Origin of the sequence: Enterococcus sp. 125944 (genome assembly GCF_051909435.1) — a bacterium.
Taxonomy (GTDB): domain Bacteria; phylum Bacillota; class Bacilli; order Lactobacillales; family Enterococcaceae; genus Enterococcus_D; species Enterococcus_D gallinarum.
In genome coordinates, this window is sequence record NZ_JBQASY010000016.1 from 60,417 (window position 1) to 82,943 (window position 22,527).

Below are 22,527 nucleotides of genomic sequence, written 5' to 3' on the forward strand. Positions count from 1 at the left end.
TTACTTTTTGCGAAGGCAGCTTATGAAAAAGCCATCTGTCATAAAATCTTGCGGATAAATCGTTAGCATCTGATCATTGATATTCGCAGCAATATCAGCATTTACCGATACATCGATTCGTTCGAATTCTGGATGATCCGCTAAGAATGCCTCCACTACTGCCTGATTTTCTTCTAGCATTATAGTGCATGTACTGTAGATCATTATACCCGAATTTTTTAGCGTTGGGGCGGCACTTTCTAAAATCGCTAACTGAATTTCGGGTAAACGCTCTAGATCAGCTGCCTGCTTGTTGTATTTGATGTCTGGTTTACGACGCATCAATCCTAGACCGGAGCAAGGAGCATCCACTAAGATTCGATCAAACTGTTGTTCCTCAAAATGTTGAGCGACTTCCCTTGCATCCATCACTTCCGCTTGAACCACCTCTGAAACTGCAAGTCTTTCAGCATTTTCAGTGATCAATTTAACTTTATGAGGATGAATATCCAACGCAGTGACTTTCCCACCTGCTTCTGCAGATAGAAAGGACGCGATATGGGTTGTTTTACCTCCAGGCGCTGCACAAGCATCCAATACTTGGTGCTCTGGTGCAATGTGCAGTGCTGGTGCTACTAACATCGAACTTTCATCTTGTATTGTCAATAATCCGTTATGATATAAAGAAGAGCCGGCTAAAAATCCTTTATCAGCCACAATCCCATACGGAGATAGTTGGCTTTCTCGAGCTTCGATCCCTTCTTCCTGTAGTTGAAGGATGGCTTCGTTGCGAGTAATTCTTTGTAGATCAAGGCGTCCACTAGCATGGCTAGGTACTAGTAAAGACAGCCCTAACTCCCGGGTTTTATCGCTGCCGATCTGCGCTACGAATCTTTCAGTTAGCCATAATGGCATACTGATTTCTATAGCTAACCGCTCCAAGGGATCTTTGATTTGATCAAGTGCCGGCACACCCTCTCTTTGAATCGTACGCAACACGCCGTTAACAAATTTTCCGATCCCTGGATTTCCTTTTGCTTTCGCGATTTCCACGGCCTCATTTAAAATAGCATGATTAGGTACTTTGTCCAAGTACAGCATTTGGTAAAGAGAAAGACGCAATAATGATCTGACCCATGGATCGACTTTTTTTGCATTCTTGATAAAGTTCGCTAAATAATAATCCAATAGCAGCTGCCGACTAATGGTTCCATAGACCATTTCTGTCAATAAACGTCCATCTTTATCATTTAAACGGCCTTGATTCATCAGTTCTCTCAATAATAAGTTCGAATAGGCACCGCCTCTTTCGATACGAACTAAGGCCTCTAATGCAACAAAGCGAACAGTATATTGGATTTTTCCTATTTTACGCTTCATGAGTACCAACCTTATCACCTAGTTGAATGTGTTGCCCAGTGCCATTTAGAAAAGCCGCAATGGATTGACGACCTTTTCCAGCTGGTTGTAGCTCTTCTAAAGCTAAAACTGTCTGTTGACCACAAGCGATCCATAGCGCCTTTTTCGTTCGTTGTATGATGGTTCCTGGCGCGGCATCTGTTGTTTCATCGACTACTGCTACTGACCAAATCTTCCAACGGCTCCCTTGGTAAGTCGTAAAAGCAATTGGCCACGGTCGCATCCCTCGGACCTGATTGTCGATCTCCTGTGCTGTCTTTGTCCAATCAATTGCTTCTTGTTCTTGCGTAATATTGGGGGAGAATGTTGCCTGCTCTTCAGCTTGAGGCATTGGTTTCAGTTCTCCTGATAGGATTTTGGGTAATGTTTTCAGCAGTAATTCTTTACCCAATAAACTTAATTTCTCAAACATAGTCCCCACATCGTCTTGATTAGTGATCGGCAGTTTAGCTTGAGAAAAAATACCCCCAGCATCCATTTTTTTAATCATTTCCATGATGGTGACACCTGTTTCCGGTTCGCCTTCCATGATGGCATAGTGCACTGGGGCACCACCCCGATACTTTGGTAATAAGGAGGCATGGACATTGATCGCTCCAAATTTTGGTACTTGCAACAGCTTTTCCGGTAAAAATTGGCCAAAGGCCGCAGTGACTAAAATGTCTGGTGCTAATTCTTTGATCGTTTCCATTTCAGGTGAACCGCTGATTTTTTCTGGTTGCAAAACCAACAATTGGTGCTTCAATGCTGCTTCTTTGACAGGCGTTGGCGTGATTACTCGTTTTCGACCTACGGGCCGATCCGGTTGGGTCACTACCGCTGCAATTTCATAGCCTTCTGCCAGCAATCCTTCTAAGATTGGTACAGAAAACGCGGGGGTTCCCATAAAGACAACTTTAGTCATTTTCGTGTTCCTCCATATATTGTTCTAGTTCAGATTCTGGGATCTTATCGATCATTTTATCAATAAATAAGACACCATTCAGATGATCAATCTCATGCTGGATAGCCCGAGCCAAGTAGCCAAAAGCTTGAACCTCCATTTCTTCTCCTTCACGGTCAAAGTAGCGAACCGTAATCTCATCTGCTCGCTTGACCGTACCATAGGTATGAGGAATACTCAAGCACCCTTCTACATCAACAGATTCTCCTGATGACTCGATGATTTCTGGATTAATCAGTTCGAAACGATCCTCTTCATCTACTTCAACGATTGCCACTTGCAGGTTTTTACCAATCTGAGGGGCCGCAATACCTACGCCGTCATGCGCCACCATTGTTTCATACATGTCTTCTAGTAGTTGTACCAGCTCATCTGTAATCATAGATACCGGTTTTGGTTTTCGACGAAGCTGATCGTCGGGATGAATAATAATCGGATAGCGCATAATATCTCCTTTAAATAAAATTCAACGGTTCTTGGTCAATGGAAACATAGAGTCCTTTTCGCTGATCGATCTGACTTTGTTCCAATAACCGGGTCAACAGTTCAGGCAAATGTGGTTCATTTTTGTATTTAATAATCAGTTGGTAGTAATAGCGATTTTTGACACGCATGATCGCGCTAGGTGCCGGTCCAAGCAAAATACTTTGACCCGATAATTCTTTTTGTACTTCTTGGTAAATGGCAAACATCTTTTGGGCAGCTGCCTGCTCTTCGAGATGACTGCAGGTAATTTTTACCGTGTAGTAATAAGGGGGATATCCGCTTTGATGCCGAACCCACATTTCTTGTTGGTAAAAAGCTTCATAGTTTTGGGTTTGTGCTAGCTGAATCGCATAGTGTTCCGGATTAAATGTCTGAATGATTACTTCGCCGGCTTTCTCCGCCCGGCCAGCTCGGCCGCTTACTTGCGTCAGCAATTGAAATGTTCGTTCACTAGAACGAAAATCTGGCAGATTCAATGCTGTGTCAGCATTTAAGACCCCTACCAATGTAATATCCGGAAAGTCTAACCCTTTGGCAATCATTTGTGTTCCTAGTAAAATGTCTGCTTTCTTTTCGCCAAATAAAGTAAGTATTTTTTCATGTGCTCCTTTTTTGCGGGTAGTATCCACATCCATCCGCAATACCCGTGCTTCTGGAAATCTAGCAATTAGTTCTTCTTCAACTTTCTGCGTACCTATTCCATAGTAACGGATCTTATCTGCATGACAACTAGGACAGCGGTGAGGGATCTTTTCTTCATGCCCGCAATAATGACAGCGCATCGTCTTGGTATCCATATGAAGCGTCAAAGAAATATCACAGTTCGGACAAGGCAGAACATACCCGCAATCACGACACATAACAAAAGAAGAATACCCGCGTCTATTCAGCAGCAAAACGATTTGTTCTTGTTTATCTAAGCGATCTTGAATTTTTTCCTGTAATTGGCGAGAAAAGGTCTGGTAGTTTTTGTTGGCAAATTCTTCCCGCATATCTACTACATTGATCTGCGGCAAACGAGCACTGAGTTTTGCTCGTTGATTCAAACGCAACAATTGATAAACGCCTTTTTGCGCCCGAGCCCGTGACTCGAGAGAGGGAGTGGCACTCCCCAAAACAACAGGACAATGATGATATCCTCCGCGCCATATCGCTAAATCACGCGCATGATATCTTGGTGCCTCCTCCTGCTTATAGCTTGCTTCATGTTCCTCATCGACAATAATGACGCCAATGTTTTTTAAAGGAGCAAAAATAGCTGAACGTGCGCCGACTACTACTTGGGCTTCTCCCCGTTCAATTTTTCGCCATTCATCATATTTTTCCCCTTGTGACAGTCCACTGTGAAGCACAGCCACAGCGTTACCTAAGCGGCTCTTGAATCGTTCCACCATTTGTGGGGTTAAAGCAATCTCTGGCACCAGCATAATGGCAGTCTTTTTTTGTTCCAACAGCTCAGCGATCGTTTGAAGATAGACTTCTGTCTTCCCACTGCCAGTGATGCCTTCTAAAAGAAAGGTTTGTGCCTCTTGTCTTTTTGCTGCTGACAGAATTTTTGAAACCGCATCGGTTTGTTCTTCGTTCAATGCTAATGCTGCAGTTTGGGGAAATGATCGATCTTTGAAGGGGTCCCGATATGTCTCAACCTCATGAAATTCAAGCCAGCCTAATGCTTGCCCTTGATTCAAGACAGCTGTCGAAATGCCTGCTTCTGCAAAAAATGAAACAGGAAGCTGATCAGATTCTTGTAAGACTGTCAATAGTTGTTGTTGCCGTTTAGCCCCTTTCCTGATTTGCTTCATTGCCTCTGGAATTGCTTCTGGAGAGATCAGGCGTTTCACCATACGGATTTTCTTGGCTTTATTTTTATTTTTTACCACATATTGCAATTCAACGACTGCTTCTTCACGCAATACTTTCAATTGTGACAATAATCCCGCTTCCTCAGCAGCTTGCCAGCTCAGGCTATTCGTCTCAGGAAAATGCGCTTTTATTGGGTGCGTATCATCCAATAAAAGAATATTCTTCTGGTATTCTGCTTTCATCACACTAGGCAACATGGTCTGCAAGCAGGTAATCTTAAAAGCAAATGTCGTTTTTTTCATGTAATCAGCTAACTGTAATAATTCTTCATTCACCACAGGAGAAAGATCCAGCAAGCGAAGAATAGGTTTCAATGGTTGACCTGGCGGTGTATCCGTCAATCCTACGATAAAGCCTTGGATATGCCGATCCCCATTACCAAATGGCACTTCGACTCGCATGCCAGTCTCTGCTACAGCGCGCAAATATTCAGGTATTTCATATGTAAAAGGTTGATCTGTCTGCATCGTTGGTACATCTACGATCACTTCTGCTGCATAGGTCATCTTCTCTCCTCCTCCAGGCTTTATTTTACTAAAATGACAGACATTTGTCTGTAAACCTTACGAAAATTTAACGGCTATCGACTCAAAAGAAAAAGCCAGAACACGCATTGTGCTCTAGCTTTTTTAATTGTCTACAGATTCTGTTCGTCACGAATCCGGGCTTCCAGTTCTTTTTGCTCTTGGTCTTTTTGCGCTTTGCGCTCTTCTTGTTCCATTTTCAAGCGAGCACGTTTGATTTCTGGATGCGGATCATTAACAACAAGCTCTGCTTCGATTTCTTCCAATGCTTGTCCTACGCTTTTCACCGAATCAAATTGTTCCAATGTTGCTTGGGCGCCTGCATCTAGTTCATGCGCGCGTTTGCTGGCTAAAATCACAAGGGAATACTTTGAGTTCACACGATCCAATAATGAATCGATTGAAGGTTTTAACATCATTCGTTTTACAGCTCCTCTAACATTTTGATATACTTGCCGATTACTCGATCAACGCGAAAATGTTCACTTGATATAATTTCTCGAATCCGTTGTACTGCTTTAGATACTTCATCATTTACGACTGCGTAGTCATATAAAGCCATCATTTCGATTTCTTCTCTGGCAACACGCATTCGTTCATCGATCACTTCAGCAGAATCTGTCCCCCTGCCAGTGATACGTGAGCGTAGCTCTGCTAAATCAGGTGGGGTAAGAAAAATAAAGACCCCATCAGGCACTTTTTCTTTGACTTGTTTAGCTCCTTGAACTTCGATTTCCAAGAAAACATCTTTCCCTTGGTCCAATGTTTTTTGAACATAAGACAACGGGGTGCCGTAGTAATTGCCAACGTATTCTGCATATTCCAACATTTCGCCTGCTTCGATCAAGGCTTCAAATTCCTCACGGGTGCGGAAATAATAATCAACGCCTTCGATCTCACCTTCACGCTTGTTGCGTGTTGTCATCGAAACAGAATATTGAAAATCGTTGTCATCACTTTCAAAAATTGCTTTTCGCACAGTGCCCTTGCCTACACCGGAAGGTCCTGATAAAACTATTAGTAATCCTCGCTCTGACATAATGACGTCCTTTCACTGACTTTTGCTTAACGTCTATTTTGCACTTTTTTTCAGCAACTTTCAAGAACTACTTTATTATAATGGGAAATTCATGAAATTACTACTCATCTCTCCTACTTTTAGAACCCCATGTTGCTTAGCGTATTGATCACACCTGCCAACTCATCTTTTGTCGTGATAGCTTTCTCCGTAGGATCTTCTACTTCCTGGCAATCAATCCGAACGATATACCGACGATTCAACGATACCGCATTTCCATTGACCAAAATTTGCAAGAACTCTTGATCAATCGCGACACAAGCATCTTGCCAAGCATCAAAGTTTGCTTTATCTGATGGGACGCTCCGCTTAATGACGTTTTTTCCGCTTAATTCATGAAAAGTAATATCATAGTATTTCATTGTTGATCACTCCTATTCGATATTTTGGACTTGTTCTCTTATTTTTTCAATAATCGTCTTCATCTGTACTACACTGTTCTTGATTTCAATTGGGCTTGACTTGGAACCTATAGTATTTACTTCTCGGTTCATTTCTTGAATCAAAAAATCCAGCTCCCGGCCGATCGGCGATTTTGCCTCTAACAAAGTAGTCATAGAATCTAAATGAATCATCATTCGATCCAACTCTTCATGAATATCTCCCCGTTCCAACAGAATGGCCATCTCGGTCAACAAACGTTCTTGATCTACTTGCTCGCCTAAATATTCCGTCAGCTTTTTCTCAAAACGTTGGCGATGATCGGCTTCATAAACGGCAATAAACGTCTGTAATTCCATGATTTTACCAAGTAATTGCTGCTGATTTTCTTTTAACACTTGATAAATCCCTTGTCCTTCAATTTCACGGCTTTGATCGATAGCTGTTAGAGCCTGAGACAAAGCATCTAACACACCTTGCTCTAACTGGGTATCTTCTTGTTGTTTTTCTCGGATATCAAGAAATGCTTCATGGACGATTAATTTTTCCAAAAGATTTTTTTTCGACAGCTCTTTTATATCCAACCTTTGAGCAGCTTCTTCTTCGACCTGCTTCAAAAAAGGCACCAATAAATCCCATTGGACTATAACTTCTTTATGAGCCGCATTCTTTTCGTTCAATGTCAGATAAAGCTCCACCCGACCACGCTGTAATACTTTTTTGACTTCTTGTCGAATTAGTGCTTCCAAATCATTCAATTGTTTGGGCATGCGCAACTGCAAATCCATAAATCGCTGATTGACACTTTTAATCTCAATCTCTATTTGATAATCAGCTGTTTCTCCATTCCCTTTTCCAAAACCTGTCATGCTTTTCATTCATTTCTTCCTTTCACATAGAAAGCAGTGCTTTTTTTAATTCGGTGAATTCTTCATTTGATAATGTTAAGCCTTTACCCATTTTTTCATGTCCTGGACTCCAGTCACGCAAGTCAAACTTAGGCGGGCGACCATTCCAGCTGACTAAATTAAGCTCTTTACGCCAACCTTTAGGATTTTCCGAAAGAACGGCGATCTCCTCTACGATCTCATAAGAAAAATTATCCATTGTGTTCCTCTCCTTTTAAAAAATAAGCCAGATAGGCTGACAGCACAGCCAATTCTGGATACCGCGCACGAATCTGCTGAAATGCCGGTGTTTCAATTTGTTGGGTTCGATAGAAAAACAAGAACCGTTTTTGTTCAGATAACAAAAAGAACTGTTCGCGATAGTAATACAACCATTCTGACACTGACCATACTTCTGTTTCTTTCGTTGGTTCTGTCATGATTTTCTCACGTATCGCTTGCAGGAAAGATTCCTTTGTATAAATGACGGTCGGTGTAAGATGTAGTAATCTGCCTATGCATTCAAAAAAGACGCGCCCACAAATTTCCAAGGGGACCTCTTGCTGATATAACTTACGCACTTTCTTCCAAAATTCCTTTTTTTTCATAAATGCGTACAATCGCGGTGCATCTTGTCGAAGCAAATGAACGAATGGCTTCCACGAATCGTTGAAGACCTCTTCATCAAAAGTATACCAATAGCCACTGAACTTGCCAAAGTATTTCATCGTTTCTAAATACCCAAGAGTCATGTTTTCTAGAGAACGTTTGGCATCAAAAATCAAAAAACTACCTAGAGTCCAAGGTGAAGCAATTTGAATCTGCGCAATTGATTCTGAGACCTGAACCTTCTTATTGATTCCAGGCCCTTGGACATCGACGGCAATGACTTCTGTAGCGCCTCGCTCAATGGCTACATCAATTGGCAGATTGTTGCGGTACCCTCCATCAATATAATAGATCCCATCAATCAATTGTGCCTGCATTGCTGGATAAAAAGACGCTGATGCTAGCAACCATTGCAAACTATAATCAATTTTGCTGGAATCAAACTGATAAACAACCTCTTTGAAATCCGGCAGACGAGTCGTACAAAGTAAGAGCTGGCTTTTGCTGGCATTAAATTTTTCTGCATCAAAAGTCGCTGCTAACAGCTGTGCTAATGGTTTTGTACTCGCACCATTGTCTTTAAGTGCTGTCTTTACGAGTGAGCGTAATTGCTCCATCATATCTAATAAGGTTTCTTTTTTAGCAGCAGCTTTTGGGTATTGGAGGACCTGTTCACTAGAAATATTCGTCCATAATTGCTCAGCAGCTTCAATATCGTCCATTAAAACCAATGCACCATTCAATGCACCAACTGACGTCCCCGCTACCCACTCAAATATGATTCCATGTTTTTTCAGCGCTTGCCATACGCCAATTTGATAGGCGCCATGGGCGCCTCCTCCACCTAGGACGAAAGCTGTATGGTAGTCCAGTTGCTTGTGGTACCCCTGTGTCACCCTACCATATCCACGTCCCACAAACCACTGATCCATGATGGGGTTTCTTGTCATTTCCCAAAGTATCTGGTCTACGAAACGGCTTCTAGCAAAACTCTCAGTCATCGAAACAAGTGTCTCCCAAGTAAATGCATCACTTGGCACCTGCAACAAATTCTGAATGGTCAGAAGCGGCCCTTCATGGACACAAGACAGATAGACTGTGCCGTGTTGATTCGTCAATCGCCACCCCTGTTCGTTGACCACTGATTGAAAAGCGGCTCGCGCCTCCGAATGACTAGAAAAAAAAGGGAAAACTAGTCGGCTTTGTTGAAACACATCTTGGGATACATATAAATCAGAAAAATAAATTTTTGTTGTCTTCATCCGACTCCTCCTCAAATGCAAAAAAGAAACCACGGATGATCAATGAAAATTTCTGACATCATTCGTGGTATTCTTATCATTTAAAAAGTCCGCTGTTCCATATTGAATGCGGCCCGCATCTCGTCTGTCGCATCAGCAACTGGTGTAACCGATTCAAGATCACCCTGAACCACACGTCTGGTTACTCCACCCATTTCACCACATGTAATTAATGTGATCATTTTTCTCCCTGCTACTTCATCCAATAAATAAACATCTGTTGGTTGAACCCGCACGGTTGAAGTTGCTGTATATGTATAAATATTTTCTAAATCCGTAATATAAATTGTTGCGCCAATAGCCACATCATCTAAAGGTGTGAACAAAAGGTCTGGCGACTGCGCACGATGGCTAGCTAGTGCATAATTTCCTTCGCCCATTTTTTGTGTTGGGCTAAGAGTTCCTGCTCCATATAGCAAAGCTTCATTCGATAACCCCTTAAAAATCGGCAAATTAATCGCTACGCTAGGTATCGCAACACCACCGATCACTGGTAATGTGCTGTTACTTAGTTGCGCTTTAAGAACTGCTTCTGAGCTGGCCGGTTCAACGGCATCAAAATCAAAAGTAGTGTCTGCCTCCATATTCTTTTTGACATCGGCTCTAGAGATCTCGGAAACTGCGTAAGCATCTCCGTTGTGTTTGATCAGAAAATTTTTGATTTGATTATTAAAAATCAAAGCAAGACCAATCAATAACAAAAGGACCAAAAATAGATTCGAGAGCCAATGGAACAAAGTTCGTTTCTTTTTCATCGTTTTTCGTCTCCAATTTTTATTACTCCTATCATAACAAAATCATTGCAGAAGCGCCAATTTTGGATTTTTTTTAATAAAAAAGCAAAGTTTTTTGCTTCATAAAAAAACGTAATCTTAAAAATTGTTTTTTCCGTTATTTTGTAATATAACTTTAAACGAAAAGATACAAGCAATTTGATACACTTTATTGTAGAATGAACTTATTATCAGGGAGGGATTAATTGGCATGTCGAACACGATTTATGTACATATTGATACAACCAGCAATGCCGTTTCGACTCGCGGAGTGGATGCTCAAGATTTCAACAAGAGCATCGTTCACCAGCCAAAAAATCTATTGTTGCTTGATCCCTCTAGTGAATTTGGTGAATTTGAGTCGCATACAGGGCTAAAGATTATCCGAGGCATTGAAGATGTCCACCTTTTCTTTCAACAACTCAACCGCGGACGGATCACAGAAGAAATCAAATGGATCGACTTTAATGATTTAGAAATGGTAAAGGAGCTAACACCGCTAGAAATTTCAGAATTGTTATATTTTGGGCATATGAAAACGCATCTTCATTCTCCGTTTTTCTACAAACTGCAAAACAACTTTGTTTATTTCGACCTCAAAGATCAGCGTTCCCGTGTTTACTACCGCTACCTGGAAGAATATTACCGAATTTTGGCTGACAAAATCACGCACATCGTTCTAGAAAAAATAAATGATCGACTTTCTTTCTTCAAAAAGCCTACTCCGGTCTCTAAACTTGATTTAAATCTTCTCAAAGACTTGCGGGGGGTCATGCAGGAAGGAATCATCTTATGTTTCCATCAAGAACAATTGGTCGATAAAACCTACACAATCCCGATTTACTTAGTCGAGGAATCTGGGCTCAAAAATAGTCACCTCTCTCTGAAAGAAGACTATCAAGTGGCAACGCTTCGCTACTTTGCAAATAAAAAAGAATGGCAGTTGGAATTGGATCAAGATGATCTAGCTTTTGGTTTTATCGATAAAAAATGACTTGCTCTCCTATTTTGATTTTGGAGAACAAGTCTTTTTTTTACGCAGTCCGATTTAAATAATCGTCCTTAGGTACAAATACCTCTGGGAATGTTCGATAAGCAATTAGTAAGATAATTGCCGTGACGATTGCCGTAGCAAGTCCGCTGGCGGTATTCATTACCAGAGAGAAAAGCCAAGGTTTCATCCCCCAGAGAGCATATGCGCCCCAGTAAACCCAACCGGCAAGGAAATGCCAAAAATAACGAGCAAATGCGCCTGTGAATGTTGCTTGTACAAGTAGTCGTTGCACGCTACCCTTCGAACCATTTCTAATCGCCAAATGAATTTTATTTGCATAAAGTCCGGCAAAACCAACAAATGTAAAAGCAAATGGGTACTCAATCAATACTTGAAGAACACTCAAAAACCAGACTTTACCTAATGGGAAATGCAGCAATCCCCAAACCAATCCGGCCATTAATCCTGGCTTCCAGCCTCTACGGATAGCAAATATTGTTAATGGAATCTGTCCTAAAGAAATTGAAAAACTACTTCCAAAGTCTAAAGGAATCAGCGATAGTACCATCGCCAGTGCCGCCATAATCGTTCCCTCTATCCAAATTTTTGTACCATTTCCCACAAAAAAACTCCTCCTTTAGAATCATCACAATTCACAAAGGAGAAGTGTTAGACACTTCAACTCGTCACAATTCCTACGTTCGCATGATCGAAACAGGTACGAAGGGTTTAGAGTACTCTCATTCTCAGCCTTTTCAGACTCCCCTTTGTGATTAGATTCTATTTTATTTTGCTTGCACTGCTGCAAGTCATCTTCAAGAATACCACAAAATAAAAAAAAGAAAAGAAAACTCGCTCTGATAAAAAAAGAAACATCTCAACCGCGTCTAGACGAGATGCTTCTTTTGGGTTATCATTTTTAAATCGATAATTTTGATTCAAACAGTGGACTAACAGGTTTATTCTCATGGATTCGTTTGATTGCTTCTCCCATCAATGCACTAACACTGATTTCGTCAATTTTTTCAGATTTACGATCTTCTGGCAAGAAAATTGAATCAGTAACTACTAAGTGCTCGATAGCTGAATCTTCGATCCGTTGCAAAGCAGGTCCTGATAAAACAGGATGAGTACATGAAGCATAAACACTTTTTGCACCAGCTTGTTTTAATGCGTTCGCTGCTAGAGTAATTGTTCCGGCCGTATCGATCATGTCGTCGATCAAGACACACGTTTTGCCTTCTACGTGACCAATGATATTCATTACTTCAGCAACATTTGCTTTTGGACGTCGTTTATCAATGATCGCAATTGGTGATTTCAAGAATTCTGCTAATTTACGCGCACGAGTCACTCCGCCGTGGTCTGGTGAAACGACTACAACGTCATCTCCTTGAATATCTCTTTCCAAGAAATAATTAGCAATCAATGGTGCACCCATCAAGTGATCTACAGGAATATCAAAAAAACCTTGGATTTGTGAAGCATGTAGATCTAAGGTAACCATACGATTTGCGCCAGCTTTTTCGATCATGTTCGCCACCAATTTAGCAGTGATTGGTTCGCGGGAACGAGCTTTACGGTCTTGTCTCGCATAACCATAGTAAGGCATCACTACATTGATTGTTTTCGCACTTGCACGTTTCAAGGCATCAATCATGATCAGTAGCTCCATTAGGTTATCGTTTACTGGACTGCTTGTGGATTGAATAACATAGACATGTGAACCACGGATACTTTCTTCAATGTTGACTTGAATCTCGCCATCGCTAAATTGGTTCACTGAACACTTACCTAATTCCACACCTACTGCAGCTGCGATTTTTTCAGCTAACGGACGATTAGAATTCAGCGAAAAAATCTTCAATCTTGGATCAAAATAATGATTTGACATGAGAACCTCCACTTTCTTTGCGTTCATCTGGCAAAAAGACTACTAGTTCACCAGAATCTTCTTCCTAGTAAATAGTAGTCATTTTTGCTAAATAAATCAAGTCATTTCGCAGTTTCTTCATTCAAATAAGGCAATTTTTTTGCATAGCCTTCTTTGTTTTCCTGCCTTGCTCGGGCAATCGCCATGCTATGTTTAGGAATATCTTTTGTGATTGTAGAGCCAGCAGCGATCATGGTTTCTTCCTCAATCTGCAATGGCGCCACTAAATTCGAACCAGAGCCGATAAAACAATTGTCTCCGACAACTGTCTTGAATTTATTTTTGCCATCATAATTTACAAAGACGACGCCGCAACCAACATTGATATTTTTCCCTAGCGTTGCATCTCCGACATAAGAGAGATGCCCTACTTTTGTTCCCTCACCGATCGTTGCATTTTTTATTTCTACGAAATTACCAATATGGGCTCTTTCTTTAATGTCTGCTTTTGGACGCAGATGTGCATTTGGTCCGACATCTGCCCCGTTGTAGATTCGACTTTCTTCCACCACAGATGCCTTGATCGTTACATCATCACCGATTTGACTGTCTATGATTTGAGAAGATGCAGTGATGACACAGTCTTCACCAATTTTCGTTGCACCTTTGATGACGACACCAGCTTCAATCAGTGTGTCTGCTCCAATTTCCACGCCATCATCAATATAAGTAGTATCAGGGTCAATCAATGTCACACCATTGCGCATATGCTGCTGATTGATACGCTTGCGCATCAAACGATTCGCTTCTGCCAGCGCTAATCGATCATTGACTCCTAACGACTCATTGAAATCATCCGTTTGATAAGCAGCTACAATCTTCCCTTCTGCTTTCAAGATCTCAATAATATCTGTTAGATAATATTCCCCTTGTGCATTATCGGTATCTAATTTTGCCAATGCATCAAATAATAATTCATTGTCAAAACAATACGTTCCCGTATTGATTTCTTGGATCATCGCCTCTTCCACAGAGGCATCTTTTTGTTCCACGATTTTTTCTACGACACCCATTTGATTGCGTACAATCCGACCATATCCGGTCGGATCTTCAGCTTGCGCAGTTAAAATCGTTGCTGAGGCTTTTTGTTCCTGATGGAACTCAAAAAGATTATTCAATGTCTCAGTCGTTAACAAAGGGGTGTCTCCACTGATTACTAACGTTGTTCCCCGTTTTTCTCTTAAGAAAGGCTCTGCTTGAACAACTGCATGGCCAGTTCCTAACTGTTCTGCTTGTAAAGCATACTCACTGCGGTCCCCTAATTGTTGCTTGACCATTTCTGCTCCATGTCCGACGATTGTTACGATTGCATCAGGTTCTGTCTCCACTACGCGATTCATGATATGTTCTACCATAGGTTTTCCGCAAACGGGATGCAAAACCTTGTATAACTTGGATTTCATTCTAGTACCTTTGCCTGCGGCAAGTATAATTGCAAAACGTGATTCCACGTGTTCCACTCCTATCGATTCCGACTGATTGATTTCTGTATATGTCCAGTTTAGCCCAACTAAGGATGGTTTTCAATATATAAGGAAAAACACAACTAGACCAATTAAAAAAGACTGATTCAAAATCAGTCTTTTGTTTCAAAATAATTCCCCGGTACGACCGAGATCGTTTTCGTCTGAGTATCAACGTCTTCAACAAACAGCAGCGAACTATAATCAGAAATAGCACGTTTTCCTTTAAATTTAGCTTCCGCAAAAACCGTGATGCCAACAAGTTCAGCTTCAAATTCTTCGATCAAGCTCTTCATACCGTTCACAGTGCCGCCGCCTTTCATAAAGTCATCTACGACTAAGACTTTGGAACCGCGTTTTAAGCTACGCTTTGATAATTCCATTTTCTCGATTCGTTCAGATGACCCAGAAACATAATTCACGCTGACTGTTGACCCTTCCGTAATTTTAGAATCTCGCCGAACGATCACAAAGGGAACATTTAAATAATAAGATACCGCTTGTGCGATTGGCACTCCTTTAGTAGCAACAGTCATGACTGCATCAATTTGTTTATCCAGATACTTCGAAGCAATGATACGGCCTACTTGCCGCAGTAGCTCAGGTTCTCCAAGCAAATCCGAGAGATAAACGTAACCACCAGGCAGCAGTCGATCTTGCTCAGAAAGGCGTTCCGCTAACCCTTCAACATAGGCATAGGCTTCTTCTTTTGAAATCTCAGGCACAAAAAAAACACCGCCAGCTGCACCTGGAATTGTATCGAGAGTTCCCGTACCACGTTCTTTGAAGGTCTTTTTGATAATCGCTAGATCTTCACTGATCGATGATTTAGCAGAAGCATAGCGTTTTGAAAAAAATGACAATGAAATCAATTCATGCGGATGATTCAATAAATAATGTGTCATATCTATCAATCGTTCACTTCGACGAATTTTCACACATGCCCACTCCTTTAATTTATTCGTCTTATTATAAGGCTTTTTGCGTATAAATGCGAGCATTATCTTGAAAATCTAAAGAATTGTTCGCTTTTCATTCAATCAAAGAAAAAAAGAAACGAAAAATTTTCGTTTCTTATCGTTTTAACCGTTGTTTTCGTTGGAAAAGAATGACAATACGCTTGACCACATTGATGACTAAAAACAAACCGATAAATACTAATGTGATCGTAGCGCCTGGAGGTGTATCGAGATAAAAAGAGCTAGTCAATCCCGACAGCATACCGAATAGACCAATCAAGACACTGATCAAAATCACCGCATTAAAACTCTTGCCTAAACGCATACTGATTGCAGCTGGCAATACCATAATCGCAGAAATCAGTAACGCACCAGCGATGGGAATCATCATAGCGATAGCAATCCCTGTCAAAACATTAAAAAGCATCGACATTATCCGCACTGGCAAACGGTCTACATGAGCCGTATCCTCGTCAAAAGTCAGGACATACATCGGACGTTTGAATAGAAAGAAGAGAACGAATACAGCTAAAAATAAAAAGCCTAGAAACCAAACTTGATCCTGAGTAATTGTCACGATGGAACCAAAGAGATAGGATTGGATACTGGTCGCTGAGTTTCCTCCACTCAGATTCATAAGGACCAATGCTAATGCCAAACCGCCTGACATCAAAATCGCAATTGAGATCTCTGAATAACTCCGATAAAGTGTTCGTAAATATTCCAAAATGACCGCGGCGATGATTACGATTAATAAGGTCGTGAGATCTGGATTCAAATTAAGAAAAAAGCCTAATGCTACACCAGCTAATGAAACATGTGAGAGTGTATCGGCCATCAAAGACTGTCTTCGGATCACAAGAAACACACCTAGCATCGGTGCGATTCCGGCAATAAAAATTGCAGCCAAAAAAGCACGCCTCATGAATTCATATGAAAGCAACGCCATGGTGAATCCTCCTTTCGAACCAACCGAATTTGTCGATCCGCATACTCCTTAATATCTTCGTGATCGTGGGTGATCATCAAAATCGATTTCCCATGATCGTGTGCATTGTGACGCAGTAATTCATAAAATAAATTTCGTGATTGCTCATCCATCCCTGTCGTTGGTTCATCCAAAATAAATAAATCTGGATCAGTCGCAAAGATACGTGCTAAACTGATTCGCTGTTTTTGCCCTCCGGACAGTTCGCCAATCCGTTTTTTGCGCATTTCCCACATACCTACTGCATCCAATGCTCGCCGAACATGTTCATGATCCCGCTTTGTCAGCTTCTTAAACCATCGGTCTTTCGGATAACGGCCAGATTGGACCAATTCTAAGACTGTACTTGGAAAGCCTACATTGAACGAGGCAATCTGTTGTGGAATATAGCCTACACTTAGCTTTTGTCCTTCTCTGTTTTTGGTAGCCAGTATTACTTCTCCTTTTGATGGTTTCAACAACCCTAATGTTGCTTTAATCAAGGTAGATTTTGCAGCCCCATTTTCTCCTGTTAGAATGACGAATTCCCCATCTTCAACAAAATAAGAGATATCCTCTAATACAGGCTCATCATCATAATAAAACGTTAGTCCTTTTACATCGATATAACGCACAGATGTGCCTCCTTACTTGATACTTTTTTGTAAAGCTTGCAGATTTTCCTTCATTACTGTGAGATATGATTCTCCATCACTAATCTGTTTTTCCGTCAAACTTTCTAACGGATTCAATACAGCCAATTCAACCCCAGTCTCATTCGCTAAAGTTTCCGCGACTTTAGAAGAAGCATTTTCTTCAAAATAGATAACTTTGACTTGATGATCCTCAACATATTCTTTTAGCTCTGCTAACCGACTAGGAGTTGGTTCTTGATCTGGAGATAATCCAGCAATCGATTCTTGGACTAGATCATATTGTTTTGCCAAATATCCAAAAGCGGCATGTTGTGTGACAAATGTTCGATTGACCGCATCTTTCAAAGCAGCAGTGTACTCTTGATCCAATGCGTTCAATTGCTCAATATAAGCAGCGGCATTCTTTTTAAATGTAGCTGCTTTCGTTGGAAATTTCTCGCTTAACTGATCTCGAATCGTTTCAACTTCTTTGATTGCCATTACTGGATCTGTCCACACATGCGGATCTAATTCATGGGTATGGGCGTCTGTCCCATGTTCTGCTTCTCCATGGTCTTCATTTTCAGCTAAATCAATCTCTTTGGCCGCTTCGATCACAACTGTTTTGTCAGTATCGATCGAATCTGTCATTGTTGGCACCCATGTTTCCAATTCCGGACTATTGTACACAAAAGCATCTGCATCCATAATTTTTGCCATATCTTTCGCACTAGGTTCATAATCATGGGGTTCTGTGCCCGCCGGTATAAGCAAAGATACTTTACCTGTATCTCCAACAACCTCTTTGGTAAACTCATACATTGGATAAAAAGTCGTGATAACCTGCAAATCCTGACTTTCTTCTGCGACTTGTTCTGATCCTTTTCCGCAAGCCCCTAATAAAACAGTACTGGTAAGCAAAAATAGAGCTAGTAATTTTTTCATGATGATTCCTCTTTTCTTATTAAAACGGAACTAATCCGATTTATCAGCAAAAATTACTCTACCAAAGGAAACCTCATTCGTCAAGACAAATCGTATGTTTTCCGATTTAGAGTGTTCCTCTGCCAGTAAATCGGAAAACACGGGAAAATTGATTCATATATCCGCTAAGCAAAAAACAGATGTCACATTTTTTGAATGTGTGCATCTGCTTTTTAATTTGTCCTTTTGTTTCCTACTATTTTAATGTGCGAACTAGATAAACCTCTTCACAAAAACCTTTTAAAGCATTATACACTCGCTGAGCCCGTGAGTATTTCTGGCACAAGGCAAAAACAGTCGGTCCACTTCCAGTCATCAGTGCCACATCCGCGCCATATTTCATCATTCGTTCCTTGATTTGTTGTACGACTGGATGCTTAGGAATCGTGATCGATTCCAAACTATTTCCCATTGCAGCAATCATTCGTTGATAATCTTCAGCAAGAATTGCATCAGAAAGTTCTTGAATATCTGGATGATGCAACTGATCTAGATCAACTTCTTGAAAAATTTTACCTGTTGAAACACTTAGTCGGGGCTTGACTAAGACCACCCAGCACTGCGGCATCGGGCGCAACGGCGTGACTTTCTCTCCTTTACCAGAGATGAACGCAGTCGTTCCATAAATGCAATAAGGGACATCAGTACCTACTTCCATTCCTATATCGATCAATTCCGGCATCGTCAGACTTAATTGCCATAAGCGGTCCATCCCCCTTAGCGCTGCTGCACAATCTGTACTGCCACCGCCAAGGCCTGCTGCTACAGGGATATTTTTCGTAATCCGAATCAAGATACCTTTATTGATACCATAGCGTTTTTTGACAATACTGGCTGCTTGATATACATTATTGCGTTTATCGATCGGCAAGAAGGCCTTATTGGTTTCGATAATGATTTTATCTTCTTCTAGCTCTTCCATTATCAGACGGTCGGCTAGATCAACACTGGACATCACCATTTCCAATTCATGGTAACCGTCTGCTCGCTTACCCAAAACATCAAGTCCTAGATTTATCTTAGCAGGCGCTTTTTCAATAATTTCCATCTTATTCACCCAATCATCTGATAGTTAACTAGTTCTATCATAGCAGATTCTTTAGAGATAGTTGAGATATTTCTCCTGTTTTTGATCTTTATCAGCTTTTGGGTTGCTCTTTGAAATCGTTCCTCGTAAAATAAGAGTAACAAATTTGATCAAGAAGGCAGGGGAAATTATGGCAAATCTAATTCCTAGAGATCTACCTGGTGGAGAAGAACTATTAGGCAAATTGATGAACAGTTTCTGGCAAGAACGACAAATGAATACAGATATTAAAGAATATGAAGATCATTATGTAGTCAAAGCTGATCTTCCTGGTATAAAAAAAGAAAATATCCGTGTTAGTTTCGTGAATGATACTCTAACAATTTCTGCTTCCCAAATTGAAGAAAGCGAAGAGAAAGATGATCTTGGTCACTACTTGCGTAAAGAACGATCTAGCAGTGCTTATCAACGTGCATTCACTATACCTGACATTGATGAAGAAGCGATCAAAGCACGGTTCGAAGATGGTGTCCTTTCCTTGAATTTACCAAAGGCAAGTTACAAAGACGCGCCAGGTAAGCATATTCCAATCGAATAATTGAATTATCGCAAAAAGTAAAAAAGACTTCAGAAATATCAGTTTCTGAAGTCTTTTTTGTTGTATTTCTACCTTGCCTTACCAGTTTGACGATAAGCTTGTCGAGTTGTTGCTGTGGGTATTTCTTCTTTTTTGACATAAAGCTTCAAACTATAAGGTTCATGATATTTTACATCATTTTTGACAAAATCTCCGCCAGTAATGAACAACCCAACTGGTTCCAAAGCTTTTTCCCCGTTCCAATGAATACGGCCAATTGTTGTTAAGTCACTATAGCTCGTACCAATTTGCAACGAGTATTCAGAATCTGACCGTTGTTTGACAAAGTAGTAGGGATAAAGGGTATTTTTAGGAATCACAAATCCTTGTGCGATAGCATTCGTTGCTAATTCATCTTTTGAAATGAGTTTCTGTAAATAGTCAGCCAATACCAGTTGATAGTCTTCTTCAAAATCAATAACTGCTTTCTCTGTAGATAAACGATCGATTTGTGTGGTGCTAATTTTTTCTCCTTCAATATTGAATACTTCATCAGGTAAATACTTCACAAAAAGCTGAGTAATATCTACCTTAAGATTTTTATCAAAAAAGTAATAAAAAATATTTAGAACCCAGAAATAGAGCAACACGCAGAATCCTATCCCGTATAAAGCCATCTGTAAATAATTTTGATTGAGATAGAGACCATAAACAATACGCAGAATATAAGCCGTTGGAATCAAACTAAGTAATGTATAGGCCCGATTCAAGTATTTAGGACTAATATCCAGATAACCTAAGAACTTATGAATCCCATTGATCATATCTAATAAAAAAGTCATTTATTCACCTACTCATTTTCTTGATCCTCATTGATGACTGCTTCTTGGTCAGCCGCATTCTGATCCTGACTTGACGGCGTCGTTTCCTCGCTTTGCCCGTTCTCTGAAGAAGGGACATCTGTAGCTGGTGGTGTAGAGCTATCCTCTATCGAAGATGAAGGAACAGTTCGCTGATTATTTGTTGTGGAAGATGTAGTGCCTCCATGATCTTCAGCTGATGTTGAAGGTTCTGTGCTTTCAGACACAGGTTGACTGTCTACCGATTGCGAGTGACTAACATCGCTGGTTTCGGTCGTTTCAGTAATCTCAGTCGAGTGACTAGTTCCATTTGACTGCCGATAGCTACTGGAATTCACAACACCAGTTGCAGTAGCGATGATGGTTGAAATGGTCAAGAGAGCAATTGGTTTCAAAATAGGAGGTACTTTTCGCATAATTTTCCATCCTTGTCTTGATTCTTATCTTTTTTGCACTCATTGAGTACTTACTTTCTTTATAGTTCTTTCCTTGGAAATGGTCAAGACTACGAAGGATTAACGGAACAGATTTAAAAAAAAGTAAAAATGTTTTCGGTTACAAACAAAAACTAGCTTCTGCTAGGCTCTAAATAAGAAATTCGTAAAACTTTTGTACAGAACGAGTTAACGCAGAGTGATAATCCACTATCAGCTCTTTTAATAAGATCGATTCTTGTAGCTCAAATGGCTCAGTCAATTCTAAAGTGATCCGAGCACCGTCGATGAAATAAGCATAGGACAGTTCATCATCAGACAATTCGGCTAGTTGATTGCTCCACTCTTCGAAGAATTTCTCCGCGAGCACATCTCCAACTTCCTCAAGAACAGGTTGGAGAGTCTCTTCTACTTGATAAAAAGGTCGTGACAAAATAGATGCCGTTGTCTTTGAGTGGGTTGTATTTTGAAAATCCAAATAAAGCAAGTCAATGTAGTCTTCTTCTTCACCTGTTTCTTCCAGCCATAGAATGCCTTGCTTGACCAATGAGACACATGTAGATTCTACTTCCTTTGATAATTCTATAGTAGCATCTTTGAACCTCAGATTCTTTTCGACTATTTGCTCTTCACCCATAAATTGCAAGACAGCTTTTTCAAAAACGAGCGGCTCATCTGTAATAAATAATTGAATTGTTGCCATTTTTTTCTCTCTTTCTTTTTTATCTAATTTATTTTTGCTCTAAACAGATTATTTGTCAGCGGTATGAATCTTCGTTAGCATAGAAATTGAAGATGAATAAAAGCTAATTTTTAAGGAGGAGATTTGATGAGTAAAATTGCCACTATCATTACCGATCTAGTTGAAGATATTGAAGTAACCTCACCAAAAGAAGCACTGGAAAATGCTGGACATGAAGTTGTCATTATCAGTAATGAAGGCGTGGACACTGTCACAGGAAAAAAAGGAACCACTTTTGCAGTTGACGCGTCTATTGATACAATCAATTTTTCCGATTTTGATGCTTTGTTGATTCCTGGTGGCTTTTCTCCAGACCAATTACGTACAGATGAACGCTATGTCACTTTGACCAAAGAGTTTCTGACATCTGAAAAACCAGTTTTTGCTATCTGTCATGGACCTCAACTCTTTATTCAAACCGGATTGACAAAAGAATTAACATTGACTGGCTATGATTCCATTCGTCCAGATTTAACATATGCAGGTGCTACTGTCAAAGATGAGCCTGTGGTGATTGACGACACGCATCATTTGATCACTAGTCGTAATCCTGATGATTTGGATGCATTTAATCAAGCCATTACAACAGCACTTGAAGGCAACAAATAAAGCCTAAATTTTAAACGAAGAACTCACAAATAGGGTGTACGAATATCGTACTCCCTATTTTTCTATCCTTTAGCGATTTTACCTGCTGTTTTTGTTCGCA

Annotated in this window: 25 protein-coding genes and 1 riboswitch; of the genes, 3 read left to right on the top strand and 22 right to left on the bottom strand. The window is 40.5% G+C overall.

Features of this window, described 5'->3' with window-relative positions:
* The 11 genes from rsmB to ACTFWY_RS13395 form a co-directional block, all read right to left on the bottom strand.
* Positions 1–1,359: a 16S rRNA (cytosine(967)-C(5))-methyltransferase RsmB gene (rsmB, locus tag ACTFWY_RS13345; RefSeq protein WP_081131177.1), complete on the bottom strand. Its 1,359-nt coding sequence runs from the start codon at positions 1,357–1,359 to the stop codon at positions 1–3.
* On the bottom strand, positions 1,349–2,302 hold the full coding sequence (gene fmt / locus ACTFWY_RS13350; protein WP_005469753.1) for a methionyl-tRNA formyltransferase: 954 nt from the start codon (positions 2,300–2,302) through the stop codon (positions 1,349–1,351). The genes rsmB and fmt overlap by 11 nt, the downstream gene beginning before the upstream one ends.
* The gene (gene def, locus ACTFWY_RS13355; RefSeq protein WP_003128845.1) at positions 2,295–2,786 is read right to left on the bottom strand and encodes a peptide deformylase; all 492 of its coding nucleotides are present in this window, start codon (positions 2,784–2,786) and stop codon (positions 2,295–2,297) included. Before def ends, fmt begins: the two co-directional genes overlap by 8 nt.
* A gap of 10 nt (positions 2,787–2,796) precedes the next feature.
* The gene (priA, locus tag ACTFWY_RS13360) at positions 2,797–5,196 is read right to left on the bottom strand and encodes a primosomal protein N' (RefSeq protein WP_221686075.1); all 2,400 of its coding nucleotides are present in this window, start codon (positions 5,194–5,196) and stop codon (positions 2,797–2,799) included.
* A gap of 131 nt (positions 5,197–5,327) precedes the next feature.
* On the bottom strand, positions 5,328–5,633 hold the full coding sequence (gene rpoZ / locus ACTFWY_RS13365; RefSeq protein ID WP_005469752.1) for a DNA-directed RNA polymerase subunit omega: 306 nt from the start codon (positions 5,631–5,633) through the stop codon (positions 5,328–5,330).
* A 5-nt stretch (positions 5,634–5,638) separates the two neighbouring features.
* Positions 5,639–6,253, bottom strand: coding sequence for a guanylate kinase (gene gmk, locus ACTFWY_RS13370; RefSeq protein WP_003128842.1), 615 nt, complete (start codon positions 6,251–6,253; stop codon positions 5,639–5,641).
* 119 nt (positions 6,254–6,372) lie between these two features.
* Positions 6,373–6,654: a hypothetical protein gene (locus ACTFWY_RS13375; RefSeq protein WP_003128841.1), complete on the bottom strand. Its 282-nt coding sequence runs from the start codon at positions 6,652–6,654 to the stop codon at positions 6,373–6,375.
* A gap of 12 nt (positions 6,655–6,666) precedes the next feature.
* Positions 6,667–7,551 carry a YicC/YloC family endoribonuclease gene (locus ACTFWY_RS13380; RefSeq protein ID WP_003128840.1) on the bottom strand — a complete coding sequence of 295 codons (885 nt, stop codon included), beginning with the start codon at positions 7,549–7,551 and terminating at the stop codon, positions 6,667–6,669.
* A 13-nt stretch (positions 7,552–7,564) separates the two neighbouring features.
* Positions 7,565–7,780 (bottom strand): YdbC family protein, encoded by a 216-nt coding sequence (locus tag ACTFWY_RS13385; RefSeq protein WP_003128839.1) that lies wholly within the window; start codon positions 7,778–7,780, stop codon positions 7,565–7,567.
* Positions 7,773–9,431 carry a patatin-like phospholipase family protein gene (locus ACTFWY_RS13390; protein WP_081131178.1) on the bottom strand — a complete coding sequence of 553 codons (1,659 nt, stop codon included), beginning with the start codon at positions 9,429–9,431 and terminating at the stop codon, positions 7,773–7,775. Before ACTFWY_RS13390 ends, ACTFWY_RS13385 begins: the two co-directional genes overlap by 8 nt.
* An 80-nt stretch (positions 9,432–9,511) precedes the next feature.
* Positions 9,512–10,225, bottom strand: coding sequence for a class A sortase (locus ACTFWY_RS13395; protein ID WP_003128837.1), 714 nt, complete (start codon positions 10,223–10,225; stop codon positions 9,512–9,514).
* Positions 10,226–10,454: 229 nt separating this feature from the next.
* On the opposite strand from ACTFWY_RS13395, the gene ACTFWY_RS13400 reads away from it, so the two are divergent.
* Positions 10,455–11,237, top strand: coding sequence for a hypothetical protein (locus ACTFWY_RS13400; RefSeq protein WP_003128835.1), 783 nt, complete (start codon positions 10,455–10,457; stop codon positions 11,235–11,237).
* Positions 11,238–11,277: 40 nt separating this feature from the next.
* On the opposite strand, the gene thiT is transcribed toward ACTFWY_RS13400, so the two are convergent.
* From thiT to ispE, 8 genes are all read right to left on the bottom strand, one after another.
* Positions 11,278–11,820, bottom strand: coding sequence for an energy-coupled thiamine transporter ThiT (gene thiT / locus ACTFWY_RS13405; protein WP_409532053.1), 543 nt, complete (start codon positions 11,818–11,820; stop codon positions 11,278–11,280).
* Between the two features lie 92 nt (positions 11,821–11,912).
* Positions 11,913–12,014, bottom strand: a riboswitch (TPP riboswitch).
* A 142-nt stretch (positions 12,015–12,156) separates the two neighbouring features.
* Positions 12,157–13,131: a ribose-phosphate diphosphokinase gene (locus tag ACTFWY_RS13410; RefSeq protein ID WP_003128833.1), complete on the bottom strand. Its 975-nt coding sequence runs from the start codon at positions 13,129–13,131 to the stop codon at positions 12,157–12,159.
* A 101-nt stretch (positions 13,132–13,232) separates the two neighbouring features.
* Positions 13,233–14,621, bottom strand: a complete 1,389-nt coding sequence (glmU, locus tag ACTFWY_RS13415) for a bifunctional UDP-N-acetylglucosamine diphosphorylase/glucosamine-1-phosphate N-acetyltransferase GlmU (protein ID WP_003128832.1) — start codon at positions 14,619–14,621, stop codon at positions 13,233–13,235.
* Positions 14,622–14,746: 125 nt separating this feature from the next.
* Entirely contained in the window at positions 14,747–15,571 is an 825-nt protein-coding gene (purR, locus tag ACTFWY_RS13420; RefSeq protein ID WP_003128831.1) for a pur operon repressor, read from the bottom strand.
* 136 nt (positions 15,572–15,707) lie between these two features.
* On the bottom strand, positions 15,708–16,541 hold the full coding sequence (locus tag ACTFWY_RS13425; protein WP_003128830.1) for a metal ABC transporter permease: 834 nt from the start codon (positions 16,539–16,541) through the stop codon (positions 15,708–15,710).
* Complete coding sequence (locus ACTFWY_RS13430; protein ID WP_003128829.1) at positions 16,514–17,194, bottom strand: metal ABC transporter ATP-binding protein; 681 nt, start codon at positions 17,192–17,194, stop codon at positions 16,514–16,516. The genes ACTFWY_RS13425 and ACTFWY_RS13430 overlap by 28 nt, the downstream gene beginning before the upstream one ends.
* A gap of 12 nt (positions 17,195–17,206) precedes the next feature.
* Complete coding sequence (locus ACTFWY_RS13435; protein ID WP_156247643.1) at positions 17,207–18,139, bottom strand: metal ABC transporter substrate-binding protein; 933 nt, start codon at positions 18,137–18,139, stop codon at positions 17,207–17,209.
* Between the two features lie 235 nt (positions 18,140–18,374).
* Entirely contained in the window at positions 18,375–19,226 is an 852-nt protein-coding gene (gene ispE, locus ACTFWY_RS13440) for a 4-(cytidine 5'-diphospho)-2-C-methyl-D-erythritol kinase (RefSeq protein ID WP_176333292.1), read from the bottom strand.
* A 169-nt stretch (positions 19,227–19,395) separates the two neighbouring features.
* Between ispE and ACTFWY_RS13445 the strand changes: the two genes are divergently transcribed.
* Positions 19,396–19,803, top strand: coding sequence for an Hsp20/alpha crystallin family protein (locus ACTFWY_RS13445; protein WP_005469744.1), 408 nt, complete (start codon positions 19,396–19,398; stop codon positions 19,801–19,803).
* 68 nt (positions 19,804–19,871) lie between these two features.
* On the opposite strand, the gene ACTFWY_RS13450 is transcribed toward ACTFWY_RS13445, so the two are convergent.
* From ACTFWY_RS13450 to ACTFWY_RS13460, 3 genes are all read right to left on the bottom strand, one after another.
* Entirely contained in the window at positions 19,872–20,624 is a 753-nt protein-coding gene (locus tag ACTFWY_RS13450; protein ID WP_003128824.1) for a DUF6681 family protein, read from the bottom strand.
* 8 nt (positions 20,625–20,632) lie between these two features.
* Entirely contained in the window at positions 20,633–21,058 is a 426-nt protein-coding gene (locus tag ACTFWY_RS13455; protein ID WP_003128822.1) for a hypothetical protein, read from the bottom strand.
* 169 nt (positions 21,059–21,227) lie between these two features.
* Positions 21,228–21,779 carry a hypothetical protein gene (locus tag ACTFWY_RS13460; protein WP_005469738.1) on the bottom strand — a complete coding sequence of 184 codons (552 nt, stop codon included), beginning with the start codon at positions 21,777–21,779 and terminating at the stop codon, positions 21,228–21,230.
* A 126-nt stretch (positions 21,780–21,905) separates the two neighbouring features.
* On the opposite strand from ACTFWY_RS13460, the gene ACTFWY_RS13465 reads away from it, so the two are divergent.
* Positions 21,906–22,427: a type 1 glutamine amidotransferase domain-containing protein gene (locus ACTFWY_RS13465; protein WP_029487366.1), complete on the top strand. Its 522-nt coding sequence runs from the start codon at positions 21,906–21,908 to the stop codon at positions 22,425–22,427.
* The last annotated feature ends 100 nt before the right edge of the window (positions 22,428–22,527 follow it).